Annotated in this window: 16 protein-coding genes; 10 read left to right on the forward strand and 6 right to left on the reverse strand. The window is 60.4% G+C overall.

Annotated features, from left to right (window positions below):
• Positions 1 to 233 precede the first annotated feature (233 nt).
• Positions 234 to 671 (forward strand): YkgJ family cysteine cluster protein, encoded by a 438-nt coding sequence (locus BM317_RS22240; RefSeq protein ID WP_092476261.1) that lies wholly within the window; start codon positions 234 to 236, stop codon positions 669 to 671.
• Positions 672 to 898: 227 nt separating this feature from the next.
• Here the strand turns inward: BM317_RS22240 and typA are convergent, their stop codons facing one another.
• On the reverse strand, positions 899 to 2,719 hold the full coding sequence (gene typA, locus BM317_RS22245; protein ID WP_003186725.1) for a translational GTPase TypA: 1,821 nt from the start codon (positions 2,717 to 2,719) through the stop codon (positions 899 to 901).
• Between the two features lie 138 nt (positions 2,720 to 2,857).
• Positions 2,858 to 4,312 carry a tRNA uracil 4-sulfurtransferase ThiI gene (gene thiI, locus BM317_RS22250; RefSeq protein WP_092173398.1) on the reverse strand — a complete coding sequence of 485 codons (1,455 nt, stop codon included), beginning with the start codon at positions 4,310 to 4,312 and terminating at the stop codon, positions 2,858 to 2,860.
• Between the two features lie 328 nt (positions 4,313 to 4,640).
• Here thiI and glnA point away from each other — a divergent pair, with 328 nt between their 5' ends.
• The 6 genes from glnA (at position 4,641) to ntrC (ending at position 10,830) form a co-directional block, all read left to right on the forward strand.
• Positions 4,641 to 6,047 carry a type I glutamate--ammonia ligase gene (glnA, locus tag BM317_RS22260; protein WP_003196860.1) on the forward strand — a complete coding sequence of 469 codons (1,407 nt, stop codon included), beginning with the start codon at positions 4,641 to 4,643 and terminating at the stop codon, positions 6,045 to 6,047.
• A gap of 120 nt (positions 6,048 to 6,167) precedes the next feature.
• Positions 6,168 to 6,731, forward strand: coding sequence for a chorismate mutase (locus tag BM317_RS22265; protein WP_092173396.1), 564 nt, complete (start codon positions 6,168 to 6,170; stop codon positions 6,729 to 6,731).
• 188 nt (positions 6,732 to 6,919) lie between these two features.
• Positions 6,920 to 7,438: a DUF4124 domain-containing protein gene (locus BM317_RS22270; RefSeq protein WP_092476264.1), complete on the forward strand. Its 519-nt coding sequence runs from the start codon at positions 6,920 to 6,922 to the stop codon at positions 7,436 to 7,438.
• Complete coding sequence (locus BM317_RS22275; RefSeq protein ID WP_092476267.1) at positions 7,435 to 8,058, forward strand: DUF4124 domain-containing protein; 624 nt, start codon at positions 7,435 to 7,437, stop codon at positions 8,056 to 8,058. The genes BM317_RS22270 and BM317_RS22275 overlap by 4 nt, the downstream gene beginning before the upstream one ends.
• A 253-nt stretch (positions 8,059 to 8,311) precedes the next feature.
• Complete coding sequence (gene glnL, locus BM317_RS22280; protein WP_014336111.1) at positions 8,312 to 9,397, forward strand: nitrogen regulation protein NR(II); 1,086 nt, start codon at positions 8,312 to 8,314, stop codon at positions 9,395 to 9,397.
• On the forward strand, positions 9,394 to 10,830 hold the full coding sequence (ntrC, locus tag BM317_RS22285) for a nitrogen regulation protein NR(I) (protein WP_060739603.1): 1,437 nt from the start codon (positions 9,394 to 9,396) through the stop codon (positions 10,828 to 10,830). The genes glnL and ntrC overlap by 4 nt, the downstream gene beginning before the upstream one ends.
• Before the next feature lie 569 nt (positions 10,831 to 11,399).
• Here ntrC and BM317_RS22290 read toward each other — a convergent pair.
• Positions 11,400 to 11,840 (reverse strand): hypothetical protein, encoded by a 441-nt coding sequence (locus tag BM317_RS22290; protein WP_092173389.1) that lies wholly within the window; start codon positions 11,838 to 11,840, stop codon positions 11,400 to 11,402.
• Here BM317_RS22290 and trmL point away from each other — a divergent pair.
• Positions 11,839 to 12,294, forward strand: a complete 456-nt coding sequence (gene trmL, locus BM317_RS22295) for a tRNA (uridine(34)/cytosine(34)/5-carboxymethylaminomethyluridine(34)-2'-O)-methyltransferase TrmL (RefSeq protein WP_092173386.1) — start codon at positions 11,839 to 11,841, stop codon at positions 12,292 to 12,294. The genes BM317_RS22290 and trmL overlap by 2 nt on opposite strands.
• A 131-nt stretch (positions 12,295 to 12,425) precedes the next feature.
• Here trmL and secB read toward each other — a convergent pair whose 3' ends face one another.
• The 3 genes from secB to BM317_RS22310 are packed head-to-tail and all read right to left on the reverse strand — an operon-like array spanning position 12,426 to position 13,616.
• Positions 12,426 to 12,908 (reverse strand): protein-export chaperone SecB, encoded by a 483-nt coding sequence (gene secB, locus BM317_RS22300; protein ID WP_060739605.1) that lies wholly within the window; start codon positions 12,906 to 12,908, stop codon positions 12,426 to 12,428.
• Between the two features lie 38 nt (positions 12,909 to 12,946).
• Positions 12,947 to 13,201, reverse strand: a complete 255-nt coding sequence (gene grxC, locus BM317_RS22305; RefSeq protein ID WP_092173383.1) for a glutaredoxin 3 — start codon at positions 13,199 to 13,201, stop codon at positions 12,947 to 12,949.
• Between the two features lies 1 nt (position 13,202).
• Positions 13,203 to 13,616 (reverse strand): rhodanese-like domain-containing protein, encoded by a 414-nt coding sequence (locus BM317_RS22310; RefSeq protein WP_060739607.1) that lies wholly within the window; start codon positions 13,614 to 13,616, stop codon positions 13,203 to 13,205.
• Positions 13,617 to 13,768: 152 nt separating this feature from the next.
• On the opposite strand from BM317_RS22310, the gene gpmI reads away from it, so the two are divergent.
• Complete coding sequence (gpmI, locus tag BM317_RS22315; RefSeq protein WP_092476270.1) at positions 13,769 to 15,298, forward strand: 2,3-bisphosphoglycerate-independent phosphoglycerate mutase; 1,530 nt, start codon at positions 13,769 to 13,771, stop codon at positions 15,296 to 15,298.
• A gap of 214 nt (positions 15,299 to 15,512) precedes the next feature.
• Positions 15,513 to 16,805, forward strand: a complete 1,293-nt coding sequence (locus BM317_RS22320; RefSeq protein ID WP_092173380.1) for a murein hydrolase activator EnvC family protein — start codon at positions 15,513 to 15,515, stop codon at positions 16,803 to 16,805.
• Positions 16,806 to 16,815: the final 10 nt, after the last annotated feature.

Here is a 16,815-nt window from a genome sequence, read left to right on the forward strand (position 1 = left end):
CATGGAATTGTCTGAGCCTAGTCGGTCTGACAGACGGCACAGGCTCTGGTTCGGTGGTTTTTCCCTGTGACGGAGAATCGTCGTCAGAGAATTGCCGGATAAGCGAATGAATGCAGGGGCCGTGCCGGTCCGGGAGCGGTTTGTCCCGAATGAAAAAAAACCGGCAGATGGTCGTTCAAAATTTCACCAGTCCCGGTATGATCGCGCGCCCTGATGCATGCTGGTAAACCGTGATGATGAAGCCCAACCTGATCGCCGCCGCGGAGATCGACCGACTCGATACCTGGGCCAAGTACTCCGCCCCGATGTGCGGTTCCTGCGTGTCGAGCTGCTGCACACTGCCAGTGGAAGCCAAGATCAAGGACCTGATCCGCATCGGCATCGTCGATGAGTTCGAACTGGGCGACCCGCCGAAGAACATTGCCAAGCGCCTGCAAAAGGAAGGGATCGTCGAGCGCTACAACCAGAAGTCGGAAATCTTCACGCTCCAGCGCATGAGCAACAACGATTGCCTTTATCTGGACCGCAAGAGCCGGTTGTGCACCATTTACGAGAAGCGCCCGGACACCTGTCGCAACCATCCGCGGATTGGGCCACGGCCGGGGTATTGTGCCTACAAGCCCAAGGAAGTGGAGCGCGAGCGGAATCCGCAGACGTTGGACAAATTCTGATCGGCTGCTAGTTTCTGCGGCGTTTGGCCGATCGCCTTCGCGAGCAAGCCCGCTCCCACAGTGGAACTATGTCGGACACAAAGTCTGTGTCCACTGAAAATCCATTGTGGGAGCGGGCTTGCTCGCGATGGGGCCCTGACAAGCACCGCACAAATCCCAGGCATAAAAAAACGCCCCTGATCTCACAATCAGGGGCGTTTTTTTTCAGCCGCTAACTAAGTCGAAACTCAGTTGCCGCTTTTCTTGGCAGCGCGGGTACGCTCGCTTTCGCCAAGGATTTTCTTACGCAGGCGAATCGACTTAGGCGTCACTTCGCACAATTCGTCTTCCTGTACGAACTCCAGCGCTTGCTCCAGGGTGAACTTGACCGGCGGAACCAGGGCGATGGTTTCGTCCTTGCCCGAAGCACGCATGTTGTCGAGCTTCTTGCCTTTGGTCGGGTTCACGCCCAGGTCGTTGTCGCGGCTGTTCAGGCCGACGATTTGACCTTCGTAGATATCCTGGCCGTGCTCGACGAACAGCTTGCCGCGCGCTTGCAGGGTTTCCAGCGAGTAGGTCAGGGCCTTGCCGGTCGCAACCGATACCAGCACGCCGTTCTGACGGCCGGACATGTCGCCGGACTTCATCACGTCGTAACGATCGAAGATCGAGGTCAGGATGCCGCCACCGGAGGTCAGGGTCAGGAACTCGTTACGGAAACCGATCAGGCCACGGGCCGGGATGTTGTACTCAAGGCGCACACGGCCCTTGCCATCCGGAACCATGTTGGTCAGGTCGCCTTTACGCAAGCCCATTTGCTCCATGATCGCGCCCTGGGATTCTTCCGGCAGGTCGATGGTCACGTTTTCGTACGGTTCGTGCTTGACGCCATCAACCATGCGGATGATCACTTCAGGACGACCCACGCCCATTTCGAAGCCTTCGCGACGCATGGTTTCGATCAGTACCGAGAGGTGCAGCTCACCACGGCCGGAAACCTTGAACTTGTCGGCTGAGTCGCCTTCTTCAACGCGCAGGGCAACGTTGTAGAGCAGCTCTTTGTCCAGGCGTTCCTTGATGTTACGGCTGGTCACGAACTTGCCTTCTTTACCACAGAATGGCGAGTCGTTGACCTGGAAGGTCATGGAAACGGTTGGCTCGTCGACGGTCAACGGCTTCATCGCTTCGACGTTCAGTGGGTCGCACAGGGTGTCGGAGATGAACAGTTGCTCGAAGCCGCTGATGCAGACGATGTCGCCGGCCGCTGCTTCTTCGACGTCGATGCGGTGCAGGCCGTGGTGCCCCATCAGCTTGAGGATACGACCGTTACGCTTCTTGCCGTCGGCGTCGATGGCAACCACCGGGGTGTTCGGCTTGATGCGACCACGGGCGATACGACCAACGCCGATCACACCCAGGAAGCTGTTGTAGTCCAGTGCCGAGATCTGCATCTGGAACGGACCGTCACGGTCGACTTTCGGCGCCGGTACGTCGTCGACGATCGACTGGTACAGCGGGGTCATGTCTTCAGCCATGGCGGTGTGGTCCAGACCGGCAATGCCGTTCAGGGCCGAGGCGTAGACGACTTTGAAGTCCAGCTGTTCTTCGGTGGCACCCAGGTTGTCGAACAGGTCGAAGATCTGGTCCAGAACCCAGTCCGGACGCGCGCCTGGACGGTCGACCTTGTTGATGACCACGATCGGACGCAGGCCGGCTTCGAAGGCCTTCTTGGTCACGAAACGGGTTTGCGGCATAGGGCCGTCTTGAGCGTCAACCAGCAGCAGCACGGAGTCGACCATCGACATCACGCGCTCTACTTCACCACCGAAGTCGGCGTGGCCCGGGGTGTCCACGATGTTGATGTGGTAGCCGTTCCAGTTGATGGCGGTGTTTTTCGCCAGGATGGTAATACCGCGCTCTTTTTCCTGGTCGTTGGAGTCCATCACGCGCTCGTCGTTGAGCTCGTTGCGCTCCAGGGTGCCGGATTGACGCAAGAGTTTGTCTACCAGGGTGGTCTTACCATGGTCAACGTGAGCAATGATGGCGATGTTGCGTAGATTTTCGATCACTTGTGTATCTCGATCAGAGGATTCGGTGTGCTGACAGGTCGTGGCAGCGATTTACGTTGAGTCCGACAAAGCCGTTACAGCCTGTCGGCGGCGTCGGGGGGCCGGTGACGCAGGCCACAGGCAAACAGCCCCGGGCACTTAGCTCGGTCGATAAACGCGCACATTGGCATGCCCCTCACTGAGCAAATGGTGGGCATGCAGGCGACTCATCACGCCTTTGTCGCAATACAGCAGGTACTGGCGAGTAGGGTCCAGTTCCTTGAAACGCGCGTTCACGGCATAGAACGGCATCGTTTTTACCTCGATGCCGGCGACACTCAGCGGGTCGTCTTCAGCGTCATCCGGGTGGCGGATGTCGATGATGATCTGACCGGCCAGCGCTTCGCCGACTTCTTCAATCTTGATGTCCTGGCCCAATTCGTCGATGACGCGATCGATCGGCACCAGCCTGGCGTTTTCGAGCGCTCGCTCGAGCACCGCCATGTCGAATTCTTTCTCTTCGTGCTCCACCCGCCCGCGCTTGGCCGCCGTCTTCGGATTGACCGAGATGACGCCACAGTATTCCGGCATGTGCCGGGCAAACTCGGCGGTGCCGATTTCGTTGGCCTGGTCGATGATGTCCTGCTTGTGGCTGGCGATCAGTGGACGCAAGACCAGCTTCTCGGTCACGCAGTCGATCACCGACAGGTTCGGCAACGTCTGGCTCGACACCTGGGAGATCGCCTCGCCGGTCACCAGCGCATCGATTTGCAGGCGGTCGGCAATTCGTGAAGCGGCGCGCAACATCATACGCTTCAAAATGACGCCCATATGACTGTTATCGACTTTGCCGAGAATCTCGCCCAGGACTTCCTCGAACGGCACACTCACAAATAACACGCGTTGGGAGCTGCCGTACTTCTTCCAGATGAAGTGCGCCACCTCCATCACGCCCAGTTCATGGGCACGCCCACCGAGGTTGAAGAAGCAGAAATGGCTCATCAACCCGCGACGCATGATCTGGTAGGCGGCCACCGTGGAGTCGAAGCCACCGGACATCAGCACCAGGGTCTGCTCCAGCGAACCCAGCGGATAACCGCCGATGCTGTTGTGCTGGCTGTGGATCACGAACAGCCGCTGGTCGCGAATTTCGATGCGCACTTCGATTTCCGGGTCTTTCAACGAAATACCGGCCGCGCCACATTGCCGGCGCAACTGGCTGCCGACGAACTTCTCCACATCCATCGAACTGAACGGGTGCTTGCCGGCGCGCTTGCAACGCACCGAAAAGATCTTGCCGGCCAGTGCATCACCATAATGAAGCATGCACTTGGCGAGGATGTCGTCGAAATCCCCCAGCGGGTATTCATCGACTTGCAAAAAATGCGCGATGCCCGGCATGCAGCTCAGGCGCTCGGTCATTTCCTTCAGCAGCTTGGGTTCGCTGACACGGGTTTCCAGTTCGAGGTTGTCCCACACGCCATTCACCACCACGGCCGGATCCAGGTCTCGGAGCACGGCACGGATGTTCTTGGCCAACTGGCGGATGAAACGCATCCGTACCGGGCGGCTCTTGATGGTGATCTCGGGGAAGACTTTTACGATTAGTTTCATGAAAACAGCGCGCGAACGGCCAGCCGAAAAAGGGGGGCGCGGATTATAGCGGAAATTGCTCAAGGTTTAACCAGTTAATGTGCAGATGGTTTTGCGCGCACCAAAACAGGTCATTATCGATTGACGGCGCCACATTGCAGTGCGTTATTGTCTGACAATCTTTGATTTACGCCTTTAAAAGCGTGGATTTGGTGCAAAAAACCCATGCTGGGGCACTGGCATGCAATTTGCTCCCTTGTGAGGCAGGTTGCCTTGGCAGAGTATTCGCGCCGGCATCACCCATATCTAAGGGCACTCCACTACCCGCCCGAAGCCACCCGGAGGACATATGTCGAAGTCGGTTCAACTCATCAAAGATCATGACGTCAAGTGGATTGATCTGCGCTTCACTGACACCAAAGGTACTCAACATCACGTGACCATGCCGGCCCGTGATGCGCTGGACGACGAATTCTTTGAAATCGGGAAAATGTTCGACGGCTCCTCCATCTCTGGCTGGAAAGGCATCGAAGCCTCCGACATGATCCTGATGCCGGACGACGAAACCGCCGTCCTGGACCCGTTCACCGAAGAGCCGACCCTGATCCTGGTCTGCGACATCATCGAACCTTCGACCATGCAAGGCTATGACCGCGACCCACGCGCCATCGCCCACCGCGCCGAGGAATACCTGAAGTCCACCGGCATCGGCGACACCGCTTTCTTCGGCCCTGAGCCTGAGTTCTTCATCTTCGACTCGGTCAAGTTCAAGTCCGATATCTCCGGTTCCATGTTCAAGATCTTCTCCGAACAAGGTTCGTGGATGTCCGACCAGGACGTGGAAGGCGGCAACAAAGGCCACCGTCCAGGCATCAAAGGCGGCTACTTCCCGGTTCCACCGTTCGACCACGACCACGAAATCCGTACCTCCATGTGCAACGCACTGGAAGAGATGGGCCAGACCGTCGAAGTTCACCACCACGAAGTGGCGACTGCCGGCCAGAACGAAATCGGCGTGAAATTCAACACGCTGGTCAAGAAGGCTGACGAAGTCCAGACCCTGAAGTACTGCGTACACAACGTTGCTGACGCTTACGGCCGCACCGCGACCTTCATGCCGAAGCCCCTGTACGGCGACAACGGTTCGGGCATGCACGTTCACATGTCGATCTCCAAGGACGGCAAGAACACCTTCGCAGGCGAAGGCTATGCTGGTCTGTCGGACACTGCCCTGTACTTCATCGGCGGTATCATCAAGCACGGTAAGGCCCTGAACGGCTTCACCAACCCGTCGACCAACTCCTACAAGCGTCTGGTACCAGGCTTCGAAGCCCCGGTCATGCTGGCCTACTCGGCTCGCAACCGTTCCGCCTCGATCCGTATTCCTTACGTGAACAGCCCTAAAGCCCGCCGTATCGAAGCACGCTTCCCGGATCCGGCTGCCAACCCGTACCTGGCCTTCGCTGCACTGATGATGGCCGGTCTGGACGGTATCCAGAACAAGATCCACCCTGGCGATGCCGCGGACAAAAACCTGTATGACCTGCCGCCTGAAGAGGCCAAGGAAATCCCACAGGTATGTGGCAGCCTGAAAGAAGCCCTGGAAGAGCTGGACAAGGGCCGTGCGTTCCTGACCAAAGGCGGCGTATTCAGCGATGACTTCATCGACGCTTACATCGCGCTGAAAAGCGAAGAAGAAATCAAGGTTCGCACCTTCGTACACCCACTGGAATATGAGCTGTACTACAGCTGCTGATCCGGTAGCGCCGCCACGTACGGCGTGAAATAAAGAAAGGCCTCCTTCGGGAGGCCTTTTTTATGGGCGCCGGTTACGTGCATGATGCCCCGTCGCTCCCCCTAGAAGACGAGACTGCCCATGACTTTGCGCTTCAAGCTCTGCCTTGCCCTGTCTGCCGCGCTGCTGGCCTCCACCGCCGGAGCCGCCTCGACTCCCGCCCCAGAAGCCCTGACCCCGTTGCTTAACGCCATTGGCGAACGCCTGGCCATCGCCGATCAAGTGGCGCTGAGTAAATGGGACAGTGGCAAACCCGTAGAGGACCGACAGCGCGAGCGTGAAGTCATTGCCGCCGCCGTCGCCCAGGCACCGGCCTACAAGCTGAGCAGCGAAACCGTGGAAGCGTTTTTTGCCGCCCAGATAGAAGCCAACAAAATGGTGCAGTACATCAACTTGTCCGACTGGGCCCTGGACGGCAAGGCCCCGGACCTCCCGCGCCCGGACCTGGTGGGGCAGATCCGCCCGCAGCTCGACCGCCTGCAAAAGCGCCTGCTGCAACAACTGGCCGACTTCGCCCCCTACCGCACCGATCCGCAGTGCCCGCAATGGCTGGCCCGTGCCACCCACCACGACAAGCAGCACCCGGTGCACCGGCTCGCCCTGATCCGAGCAACCGCAGAGCTGTGTATCTCCACAAAAGCCTAAGACAACACCCCTCCCCCTGTGGGAGCGGGCTTGCTCGCGAAGACGGCGTGTCAGCCAATATTTATGCCGGCTGACACACCGCTTTCGCGAGCAAGCCCGCTCCCACAGGCGTTGCGTGCAACAACTTGGGCCAATGCCCCTCCCTGACCTATGCTGCAACTCAACACTTTCAGTTTTCGGTCGATTTTATGGGGCGCGGTTTTTCAATCATCCTGTTGTCGCTGCTGGCACTGCCCGCCGCCGCGCAGATCTACAAGTACATCGACGCCGAAGGCAATACCGCCTACAGCAACCAGCCGCCCCAAGGCGTCCCGGCCCAGACGGTGGAATTGCCGCCGCTCAACAGCATCGAACGCCAGTCTCCGGCCAGCCCGGGCACACCGACGCCTCCCGCCAACAGCGAAAAGCCGCGCGACGCCTACGAAATCCTGGAACTGACCGACATCCCCACCGACGAGGCCCTGCGCGCCAACAACGGCACCTTCACCGTTGGCGTACACGCTCAACCGCGCCTGCGCAGCCCGCATCTGTTCCGTTTGCTGCTGGACGGCCAGCCCTACGGCCAAGCGAGCAACGTGCCGCGCCTGCAATTGGTGAACATCGATCGGGGCGAGCACAGCCTGGCGGTTCAAGTCATCGACGGCGACAACCTCGTGCAGCAAAGCGAAACCATCACCTTCACCGTGCAACGGGTGCACCAGCCATGATCCGCTGGCTGCTCGCGCTGGGCCTGGCACTGGCGGCGATGCCCGGCGTGGCGCAGGTCTACACCTACATCGATGCCCAGGGCAATCGGGTGTTCACCGATCAGCCGCGCCCCGGCAACGCAAAGAAAGTCCAACTGCCACCCGGCAACCGGATGCCGGCGCCGCCCACGGGTACAACCTCGGCGCCCACGACCGAAGCCCGGCCCGAACCGTTGTTCCATTACGAAATGCTCAGGCTGTTGATTCCCGAGCCGGACGCGACGATACGCAGCACCGCAGGCGAATTGATCGTCAGTGTCACCAGCGAACCGGGCCTGAAAAAAGGCCATCGCTACCGTCTGTTGCTCGACGGCAAAGCAACGGGCGCGCCGGGGCCGAGCCCGGTATTTGCCTTGAGCGACATCGATCGAGGCACCCATCACCTGGCGGTCGAAATCCTCGACGAGCAGGACCGTATCGTCGAACGCACCGCCAATCAGCCCTTCCACATGCAGCGCATGTCCCTGGCGCAGAAGCGCCGCATCAGGCCCTGTGCCATGACCGATTACGGCCAACGCCCCGAGTGCCCCCTCGCCGAAAAACCTGAAGAAGAAAAAAGCAGCATCTTGCCGTTTTTTTAACACCGCCCAGGCTATCGCACTATATTGGTGCAATAGCTTGCACGCTACTCAGTCCAAAAACCCATTTTGGTTCGAAAGTACCCGTAAAAGCTGGCAGAACGCCACGCAAGCGACCGAAAAACACCCTTTTGAGGCTCTAAACGCTTCTTTTCGGAGCCTTGGTTTGGTTTTTGCATTTTCCTTGTGACAGCGCATTAATCGCGCGCGCAATTTGGGACCGTTCCCGAGTTGCTACGCTCCAAAAGAGGTCCTGATGACCATTAGCGACGCACTACACCGCTTGCTGCTCGACAACCTCACCACCGCGACCATCCTGCTCGACGCCGAACTGCGCCTCGAGTACATGAACCCGGCGGCGGAGATGCTCCTGGCCGTCAGCGGCCAGCGCAGCCACGGGCAGTTCATCAGCGAGTTGTTCACCGAATCCACCGAAGCGCTCAATTCCCTGCGCCAAGCGGTGGAGCAGGCGCACCCGTTCACCAAGCGCGAGGCGATGCTCACCGCCCTGACCGGCCAGACCCTGACCGTGGATTACGCGGTCACGCCGATCCTGAACAACGGCGCGACCCTGTTGCTGCTGGAGGTCCATCCCCGTGATCGGCTGCTGCGCATCACCAAGGAAGAGGCCCAGCTATCCAAGCAGGAAACCAGCAAGATGCTGGTACGCGGCCTGGCCCACGAGATCAAGAACCCTCTCGGCGGAATACGTGGCGCGGCACAGTTGCTTGCCCGGGAACTGCCGGAAGAAAGCCTCAAGGACTACACCAACGTCATCATCGAGGAAGCCGACCGCCTGCGGAACCTGGTGGACCGCATGCTCGGCTCGAACAAACTGCCGTCCCTGGCGATGTGCAACGTCCATGAAGTGCTGGAGCGCGTCAGCAGCCTGGTGGAAGCGGAAAGCCAGGGTTGCATCACTTTGGTGCGCGACTATGACCCGAGCATTCCCGACGTCCTGATCGACCGCGAGCAGATGATCCAGGCGGTACTGAACATCGTGCGCAACGCGATGCAGGCCATCAGCAGCCAGAATGAACTGCGCCTGGGTCGCATCAGCCTGCGCACCCGTGCCATGCGCCAGTTCACCATCGGCCACGTGCGCCATCGCCTGGTGACCAAGATCGAAATCATCGACAACGGTCCAGGCATCCCTGCCGAACTGCAGGAAACCATCTTTTTTCCCATGGTCAGCGGCCGTCCGGACGGTACCGGGCTGGGCCTGGCCATTACCCAGAACATCATCAGTCAGCATCAGGGCTTGATCGAATGTGAGAGCCACCCCGGCCACACCACTTTCTCGATCTTCCTGCCACTGGAACAAGGAGCCACATCGACATGAGCCGTAGTGAAACCGTGTGGATCGTCGATGACGACCGTTCTATCCGTTGGGTCCTGGAAAAAGCCTTGCAACAGGAAGGCATGACCACCCAGAGCTTCGACAGCGCCGATGGGGTGATGAGTCGCCTGGCGCGTCAGCAACCGGACGTCATCATCTCCGACATCCGCATGCCCGGGGCCAGCGGCCTGGACCTGTTGGCGCGGATTCGCGAGCAGCATCCGCGGCTGCCGGTGATCATCATGACCGCCCATTCCGACCTGGACAGCGCCGTGGCGTCCTATCAGGGCGGCGCTTTTGAATACCTGCCCAAGCCATTTGACGTCGACGAAGCCGTATCGCTGGTCAAGCGCGCCAACCAGCACGCCCAGGAACAACAAGGCATGGAAGAGGTGCCGGCCCTGGCCCGCACCCCGGAAATCATCGGCGAAGCGCCGGCGATGCAGGAAGTGTTTCGCGCCATCGGGCGCTTGAGCCACTCCAACATCACTGTGCTGATCAACGGCGAGTCGGGCACCGGCAAGGAACTGGTGGCCCACGCCCTGCACCGCCACAGCCCACGGGCGGCGTCGCCGTTCATCGCGCTGAACATGGCGGCGATTCCCAAGGACTTGATGGAGTCCGAGCTATTCGGCCACGAAAAAGGCGCCTTCACCGGCGCGGCCAACCTGCGGCGCGGGCGCTTCGAGCAAGCCGACGGCGGCACGTTGTTCCTCGATGAAATCGGCGACATGCCGGCCGACACCCAGACCCGCTTGCTGCGCGTGCTGGCCGATGGTGAGTTCTATCGGGTCGGCGGCCATACACCGGTCAAGGTGGACGTGCGCATCATCGCCGCGACCCACCAGAACCTAGAAACCCTGGTTCACGCCGGCAAATTCCGTGAGGACTTGTTCCACCGCCTGAACGTCATCCGTATTCATATTCCGCGCCTGGCGGATCGTCGCGAAGACATCCCGACCCTGGCCCGGCACTTCCTCAGCCGCGCGGCCCAGGAACTGGCGGTCGAGCCCAAGCTGCTCAAGAGCGAAACCGAGGAATACCTCAAGAACCTGCCGTGGCCAGGCAACGTGCGCCAGTTGGAGAACACCTGCCGCTGGATCACAGTGATGGCTTCGGGTCGCGAAGTGCACATCAGCGACCTGCCGCCGGAACTGCTGAGCCTGCCCCAGGATTCGGCCCCCGTGACCAACTGGGAGCAAGCCCTGCGCCAGTGGGCCGACCAGGCCCTGGCCCGCGGTCAGTCGAGCCTGTTGGACAGCGCGGTACCGGCCTTCGAGCGGATCATGATCGAAACCGCCCTCAAGCACACCGCCGGTCGCCGCCGCGACGCTGCTGTCCTGCTGGGCTGGGGCCGCAATACCTTGACCCGCAAGATCAAGGAATTGGGGATGAAGGTCGATGGTGGGGATGATGATGACGGGGATGAGGGCTGAAAGGCCTTAGTTCTTCGCTGAACACATGGCTTGGTCTTGGCGCGTAACTGTGGGAGCGGGCTTGCTCGCGAAGGCGGTGTATCAGTTGACTTTGATGTGAACTGACACGCCGCCTTCGCGAGCAAGCCCGCTCCCACAATAAAACTGCGTCGACCGCAATAGGGGCACCCTGGCCGGAACCCGGTACATGTGCACCGCGCCAATGCACCGTGAACCGCAAGTGCGCACATCTGGCGAACCTGAACCCCTCGATCCAACCCGAAAATCCAGCCTGTATAAAGCAAAAGCCCCGAAATACGGGGCTTTTGCGTCACAGAAAGCGTTTTTGTGACAAATAATTTAAAACTGGCACGCCCCCTGCAATAGCTAGATCACTACCCAGTTTCGGGGACCTTGGTACAGGCAGGCCGGGGAATCCCCATTTTATACCGGGCTCAGCGAGCCCACTGTTTTGGGGGCCTTGATACAGGCAGGTCAAGGTTTCCCTTCTTTACACCCAGGGCCATGCGCTTAGCGCGAGCCCTCCCGTTTTGGGGTCCTTGGTACAGGCAGGCCGGGGATTCCCTCTTTTATTGCTCCTGGAGACGGACCTCCAGCCGCCAGCGATCATCCACCTCGCTGCCGGTCCACGCCCCGCGCAATGGACGCGCCGCCACCAGCGTCAGCAACAACCCCTCGTCACTCAAACGCACCCGCCAGTTCACGTCCTTGCCGTTGAGCTTGAGCTGGCCCTTCTGCGGCTGGCCTTCTGCTTGGAACAGCAGCGCCACTGAGCCGTCGACAATTTCGCCATGGAGCTTGGGTTCATTGTTGAACCAGGCCACCAGCGTTCCATCTGTCACCTCAATCTGTTGCAACGCGCTCGGCTCGGGCGTGGTCAGGCGCCCGATCATCAGCCCGACCATCATGCCGAAGATCGCCAAAGAGCCCATCACCCGAGGCATTAGCTTCGAACGTCGGTCGGTTTGCGGCGTAGAATGCCGCTCATCTTTATCTGCGGAGCCGTGCATGTTTCACGTCATCCTTTTTCAACCGGAAATTCCGCCGAATACCGGCAACGTCATCAGGCTGTGCGCCAACAGCGGCTGCCACCTGCATTTGATCGAACCGCTGGGCTTCGACATGGACGACAAGCGCCTGCGCCGCGCCGGCCTTGACTACCACGAGTATGCCACCTTGCAGCGTCACGCCGACCTCGCCAGTTGTCTGGAAAGCCTCGGGCATCCGCGCCTGTTCGCCTTTACCACCAAGGGTTCGCGGCCGTTCCATGACGCCAGCTTCGTCGCCGGCGATGCATTCCTGTTCGGCCCGGAAAGCCGTGGCCTGCCGGCCGACGTACTGGACGCCCTGCCCGCCGAACAGCGGCTGCGCCTGCCAATGCGCGAAGGCTGCCGCAGCCTGAACCTGTCCAATACCGTGGCGGTGGCGGTTTATGAGGCGTGGCGGCAGAACGGCTTTCAATAACACCTCATAACAAATGTGGGAGCGGGCTTGCTCGCGAAAGCGGTGTGTCAGGCGACATCGATGTCAACTGGCACTCCCTATTCGCGAGCAAGCCCGCTCCCACATTGGACTTGCGTCAACGCCAGACCGGATTACTGAACGGTCGCGCCGCCTTCTTGCTGCATGCGCTGCAGTTCTTGCGCATACAGGGCATCGAAGTTCACCGGTGCCAGCATCAGGGCCGGGAACGAGCCGCGGGTCACCAGGCTGTCCAGAGTTTCCCGGGCGTAAGGGAACAGGATGTTCGGGCAGAACGCGCCCAGGGTGTGGCTCATCGAAGGGGCATCCAGGTTCTTGATCAGGAAGATACCGGCCTGCTGCACTTCGGCGATGAACGCCACTTCGTCACCGTTCTTGACGGTGACCGACAGGGTCAGCACCACTTCGTGGAAGTCATCTTCCAGGGCTTTCTGACGGGTGTTCAGGTCCAGGCCTACGCTCGGCTCCCACTGCTGGCGAAAGATCGCCGGGCTTTTCGGGGCTTCGAAGGACAGGTCACGTACATAAATGCGCTGCAAGGAGAATTGCGGTGCGGCTTCTTCTTCGCTGGCAGCTGTGTTCTGTTGGTCAGTCATCGCAGATCCTTCTTACTTTCAGGTTCTTTAGTGGGAATTCAGGCCTTGAGCAGCGCGTCGAGCTTGCCGGCGCGCTCCAGGGCGAACAGATCATCGCAACCGCCCACGTGGGTGCTGCCGATCCAGATCTGCGGCACGGACGTACGCCCGGCCTTCTGGGTCATTTCGGCGCGCAGTTGCGGCTTGCCGTCGACCTTGATCTCTTCGAAGGCCACGCCTTTGTTCTGGAGCAGGAACTTGGCTCTGGAGCAATAGGGGCAGTAATCGCTGGAATAGACAACAACGTGGGACATTTCACTTCACCAGGGGCAGGTTGTCGGCTTTCCAGCTGGCAACGCCGCCGGACAGCTTGGCGGCGGTAAAACCGGACTTCATCAACTCGCGGGCGTGGGTGCCGGCGTGCTGGCCTTGGGCGTCCACCAGGATCAGTGTCTTGGCCTTGTGTTTTTCCAGCTCGCCGATCCGCGCCATCAGTTTGTCCTGAGGAATGTTCACCGCCCCGACAATGTGACCGGCGGCGTAATCCTTGCTCGGGCGGATGTCCACCACCAGGCCGGCATCCTTGTTGACCAGTGCGGTCAGCTCCCCAGTGCTCAGGCTGCGACCGCCGCCCTGCATCGTGTGGGCGACCAGCAGCGCCAGCAGCACGACGAAGATACCGACGAGAATGTAGTGGTTAGTGGCAAATTGAATCAGGTGAGCAACCATCGAAGGAGGTTCCAGGGCGTTAAAATGTCGGCCAGTATACACAGCACGCAAGGCCGGCCAAACCCCGCCCGGCGGTGACGCCGCCGGAACTTACCTTTAAACTGCCCGTCCCTTTTCCATCGTCTTCTTTTAACCCGCCACGAGTGGATTCCATGACTACCACGCCTAAACCTTTGGTCCTGATGATTCTCGACGGCTTCGGTCACAGTGACAGCCACGAATCCAACGCCGTGTATTCGGCCAACAAGCCTGTGCTGGACCGCCTGTGGGCCACCGTGCCCAACGGCCTGATCTCCGGCAGCGGCATGGACGTCGGCCTGCCGGACGGGCAGATGGGCAACTCCGAAGTCGGCCACATGAACCTCGGCGCAGGCCGCGTGGTGTACCAGGACTTCACCCGCGTGACCAAATCGATCCGCGACGGCAAGTTCTTCGAAAACCCGACCATCTGCGCCGCCGTGGATAAAGCCGTGGCCGCCGGCAAGGCCGTGCACTTCATGGGCCTGCTGTCCGACGGTGGCGTGCACAGCCACCAGGACCACCTGATCGCCATGGCCGAGCTGGCTGCCAAGCGCGGCGCCGAGAAGATCTACCTGCACGCGTTCCTCGATGGCCGCGACACCCCGCCGAAAAGCGCCACGTCGTCGATCGAGCTGCTGGACGCAACGTTCCAGGCCCTCGGCAAGGGGCGCATCGCCAGCCTCGTCGGCCGCTACTTCGCCATGGACCGTGACAACCGCTGGGATCGCGTGGCCCAGGCCTACAACCTGATCGTCGACGGCAGCGCCGAATTCAACGCCGCCACCGCCCAGGAAGGCCTGCAAGCCGCCTACGAACGCGGCGAAAGCGATGAATTCGTCAAGGCCACCACCATTGGCGAGCCGGTGAAAGTCGAAGACGGCGACGCGGTGGTGTTCATGAACTTCCGTGCCGACCGCGCCCGCGAACTGACCCGCGTATTCGTCGAAGACGATTTCAAGGAGTTCGAGCGCGCCCGTCAGCCAAAGCTGGCCGGTTTCGTCATGCTGACCCAATACGCCGCCAGCATTCCCGCGCCTTCGGCCTTTGCCGCCGGCAGCCTGGAAAACGTGCTGGGGGACTACCTGGCGAAAAACGGCAAGACCCAACTGCGCATCGCGGAGACCGAAAAGTACGCCCACGTGACGTTCTTTTTCTCCGGCGGCCGTGAAGAGCCTTTCCCGGGCGAAGAACGCATCCTGATCCCATCGCCGAAAGTCGCCACCTACGACCTGCAACCGGAGATGAGCGCACCGGAAGTGACCGACCGCATTGTCGACGCCATTGAAAACCAGCGTTACGACGTGATCGTGGTCAACTACGCCAACGGCGACATGGTCGGCCACAGCGGTGTGTTCGAGGCGGCGGTCAAGGCCGTGGAATGCCTGGACACCTGCGTCGGCCGCATCGTCGAAGCCCTGGAAAAGGTCGGCGGCGAAGCATTGATCACGGCCGACCACGGCAACGTCGAGCAGATGTCCGACGAATCCACCGGCCAGGCCCACACCGCCCACACCACCGAGCCGGTGCCGTTCATCTATGTCGGCAAGCGGGATTTCAAGGTCCGTGAGGGTGGCGTGCTGGCTGACGTGGCGCCAACCATGCTGATGTTGCTGGGCATGGAAAAGCCGGCGGAAATGACCGGGACTTCGATCCTGGTCTGACGAAACACATCCCTTGTGGGAGCGGGCTTGCTCGCGAATGCGGTAGACCAGACACATAAATGTCGACTGGCAGCCCCCATTCGCGAGCAAGCCCGCTCCCACATTGGTCGGCAGTGTTTTCGGGCCAGTTATCACACAGCCCCAAATGGGCGTTTTTTTTGCAGCGTGGGGCGGGCATACTAGGCCGTCCCTTTCCCTGGTGTCGCCCGCCTCTATGCTTCGCGTCCTGATAGCCCTCGCTCTGACCTGCTTGCTCCAACCGGCCTTTGCCGACGAGCGCGCGCAAACCCAACAGCAGTTGGAAGCCACGCGCCAGGACATTGCCGAGCTGAAAAAACTGCTGGGCAAGTTGCAGGAAGAGAAATCCAGCGTGCAGAAAGACCTGCGCGGCACCGAAACCGAGATGGGCAAGCTGGAAAAGCAGGTCGACGCCCTGCAGAAAGAACTGAAGAAAAGCGAATCCGAGCTGCAGCGGCTCGATGGAGAGAAAAAAAAACTCCAGAGCGCGCGCACTGAACAGCAAAAGCTGATCGCCATCCAGGCCCGGGCCGCCTACCAGAACGGCCGCCAGGAATACCTCAAGCTGCTACTCAACCAGCAGAACCCCGAGAAATTCGCCCGGACCCTCACCTATTACGATTACCTGAGCCAGGCCCGCCTGGAACAACTCAAGAGCTTCAATGAAACCTTGCGCCAACTGGCCAATGTCGAAAAAGACATCGAGCTGCAGCAGGCCCAGTTGCTGGTGCAGAAAAGCAGCCTCGACACCCAGCGCGAAGAACTCGAAAAGGTTCGCAAGGAACGCCAGGTGGCCCTGGCCAAGCTCAATGACGATGTAAAGGCCCGCGACAGCAAGCTCAAGGCCCGCGAGCAGGACCAGGCCGAACTGGCCAATGTGTTGAAAACCATCGAAGAAACCCTGGCCCGCCAGGCCCGAGAGGCGGAAGAAGCGCGCCAGAAAGCGCTGATCGCCCAGCAGGAAGCCGAAAAAAAGCGTTTGCGTGAAGCCCAGGCCGACGCAGACGCCGGCGATGCACCGCGCAAACCGGCAAAATCCAGCCCCGGCGCACTGGTTTCCAGCGACGGCGAAACCTTTGGCGGCGCTTTTGCTTCAGCCCGAGGCAAACTTCCATGGCCGGTCAATGGTCGATTGCTTGCGCGCTTCGGTGAAACCCGCGGCGACGACACCCGCACCAAGTGGGACGGGGTGATGATCAGCGCCTCGGCCGGCAGCCAGGTACATGCCGTGCATGGTGGGCGCGTGGTATTCGCCGACTGGTTGCGCGGCGCCGGCCTGCTGGTGATCCTCGATCACGGCAATGGTTATTTGAGTCTGTACGGCCACAACCAGACGCTGCTCAAGGCGGCGGGCGATGTGGTCAAGGCCGGTGAGTCCATCTCCACGGTCGGTAACAGTGGCGGGCAGGACACGCCAGCACTGTATTTCGCTATTCGTCAGCAGGGTCGCCCCAGTGACCCGGCCCAATGGTGTCGTGCGCAAGGATAAGCGCGCCCAT

This window comes from Pseudomonas sp. NFACC24-1 (genome assembly GCF_900115235.1).
GTDB lineage: Bacteria > Pseudomonadota > Gammaproteobacteria > Pseudomonadales > Pseudomonadaceae > Aquipseudomonas > Aquipseudomonas fluorescens_AA.